We start from the raw sequence: 2,621 nt of genomic DNA on the forward strand, positions 1-2,621 counted from the left end.
GGGGCAGACTCAGGAGCTGGCTCGGAAGGGGGGGCTTCTGCTTGGACGTACTCCTGCTCCCACTCTGGTTGTTCAGGAGCAGGAACAGGCTCGGGCTGACGGGGAGACCCTGCTTCGCCCTGGAGTTCGGGCTCTTCTTCGGGGTGATCGTCTTCTTGTTCGCCTTCCTCGTCGTATTCTTCCTCGTAGTTTTTCTCGACGGCAGAGTAGTCATCGACAGCCCTGGGCAGGGCGGGGGCGAAGCCAGTTTCGGGTAACCAAGAGGGCTTACCCAGTCCCAGGGTTTCCAAAATTCCCTTGGTCAGTTGGGCTAGGCGGGTTTCGGCGCCATCAGCAACAATAAGGCGATCGCCGCCAACTGAGACGATCTCATCCGCAGGAAGCAAATAGGTGCTGAGGATGAAGCCGGGCAAAAAGGTAAGGCCGAGGTTAGAGAGGATTAGGCCTGTGATCAGGCCAGAGACGGAGTTGAATTCGAAATCTTTGACTTTTCCAAGGCGGATCCCTTCTTCTGTAACCACCTCGCTGCCAACCACTCGACTTAGGCCTTGCAAGTCCAAGTCGTCGAAAACTTCATCACTAGGAATGAGGATGGCATCTTGGCCCAAGGCCGTTACCTGCCGTAGATCCAGCAACCGTGGGGATCCGGCAAAGGCTTTCTCCAGCACCCCCAGCACCAGCACTTGCTTGGCTTCCAGATCTGCCCAAACTTCGCTAACTACTCCGAGTCGGGCTGCATTGGCTTGGCTAATCACCTGCGTTCCCAGAACCTGTGACCGCCGACGAACCTCTGGTCGCACCAGCGCAACAGATCCTTTCCCAGTCGTCATGGTGGTTTCCCCGTCGTGAGTCGAAGCTTCGCATTAGTGGGCTGGTCATCCGGCCCCAGGCACCAAAATCAAGTTAATAGTACCATTGCCTGTCCCCTCCCTTGCGGGCGGCTGGGATCGGATTCCGGACAATTTGCTCACTCCAGGCCAAAAACCGCTCCGTCATGGCCGGTAGGGAATAGTGCTGTTCTACCTGGTGTCGGCAGCGGCTGCGGTCGAGGCTATCCAGGCGTTCTACAGCCCTTGCCAAGGCCGCCACGTCGTCTGGCTCCACCACCCAGCCAGTCTCGCCATCGCTAACAATTTCCGCTGGCCCCCCACGGCGGTAGGTAATCACCGGCACGCCACAGGCCAAGGCTTCCACTGCCACCAGGCCAAAGGCTTCCACCCACTTGGGCGTCATGATCAAGGCGGAACATTGGCCCAAGAGCTGCTGCATCTGGGAAGTGGGCAAAAAACCCCGGTAATCCAATTGGGCCCGTGGGTACCGTTTTTGAATCTGCTGCCAGTAGGCTGGGTCTTGCAGGTGGCCCAGGAGCAGTACCGGCCTTCCCGTCTTCTCGGCCAGGGCGGCGCAGTCTTCCAGGCCCTTTTCTGGGGCAATGCGGCCAACCCAACACAGGGCTCCGTTTCCCTCCGGCACAAAGTCGTAGCGGCTGAGATCGACGCCGCAGGGCAAATAGACAAAGGGATCCCGCCCCGCCGCCATCTGGGCGCGGGCAAAGGCAAAGGTCTGGGCTTGCGCCCGCGAGTGCACTGCCAGCCGACCTGGGTAGCGGTAGGCAATGTGCTCCAGGGCCTGATCGATGGCGTCGCTAAGGGATCCCATGCTGACGATATGGGCCACCGGCGTGCGGAAAAAATCTGTCAGGTAGAACGAGAGCCAGTCGTAGCTCCAGTTCACAATGAGCTCGAACTGATCCTGCAGTTGGGCAGCCCGCTGCCATAGGTTGGCCACTAGGGAAGGGGTGGAGAGACAGACCGGCTGGTCGCGGCGCTGGCTTTGGGCATAGGGCGGGGGGAGGCCTGTAACTGTCTCGATAACTCCCTCTGGCAAGTCGGCACTGTGGGATCCCTCGGGGGCTAGCACGCACACCTCGGCTCCCCTCTCCAGCAGGCTACGCGCCAAGTTGACAAGGTTGAGCTCTACCCCGCCCCCACCCCCCGATCCCAGAGGCCCAACGGGGGTGGAGACAAACAAGAAGCGCTGGGGACAAATCATGGGCAGCCTTGCAGGCTCGACCCCTTGCTGGCTAGTTTGGTTAACTCTGGGGGACAAGGTCAGGTTCTGGCCACGAAGATTTCCCCTTTCTCCACCTTAACTTTGTAGGCGGTTAGGTCGGCCTTGGCTGGTCCACGGGTACGGCTGCCATCGGCGGCAAAAGCTGAGCCATGACAGGGGCAGACGAAGTTCTCCCCCCGCCAGTCTACGTCGCAGCCGGCATGGGGACAGGCTGCATCCAGAGCCAGCAGCGAGTCTGACTTTTGAGGATCCCCGACCAACCAAAGGGTGGCGGTGTTCTTCCCAAAGGCGTCTTCTACCTTGAAGGGGCCTTCTTTGAGATCTTCCAGTGTTGCCACTTTAACGAACTCCGGCTCAGCCCCTTTGGGGCCCGAAGCAGCACCCTGGGCAATGGCACGGTTAAAACGGCGCTGAGCCGAGGCAGGCAACAGGCCCACCAGCGAGCCAAAACCAAGCGCCAGCCAACGCAGAAAACCGCGACGATTGTTGTACATAGCCACGTGTCCTGAGATGGATACAAGTTGACACTCCCACCGACTAAAGTCGGG

At 59.7% G+C, this 2,621-nt stretch carries 3 protein-coding genes; all 3 read right to left on the reverse strand.

From position 1 onward, the window contains the following. Positions 1–830: PRC-barrel domain-containing protein (locus tag NW852_RS01440; protein ID WP_414426405.1), on the reverse strand; the 830-nt coding region annotated here is incomplete at its 3' end. 73 nt (positions 831–903) lie between these two features. Next, positions 904–2,052: a glycosyltransferase family 4 protein gene (locus NW852_RS01445; protein ID WP_414426406.1), complete on the reverse strand. Its 1,149-nt coding sequence runs from the start codon at positions 2,050–2,052 to the stop codon at positions 904–906. Between the two features lie 59 nt (positions 2,053–2,111). After that, positions 2,112–2,621: ubiquinol-cytochrome c reductase iron-sulfur subunit (locus NW852_RS01450; RefSeq protein WP_414426407.1), on the reverse strand; the 510-nt coding region annotated here is incomplete at its 5' end.

The sequence above is a fragment of the Synechococcus sp. H60.1 genome (genome assembly GCF_047462335.1).
GTDB lineage: Bacteria > Cyanobacteriota > Cyanobacteriia > Thermostichales > Thermostichaceae > Thermostichus.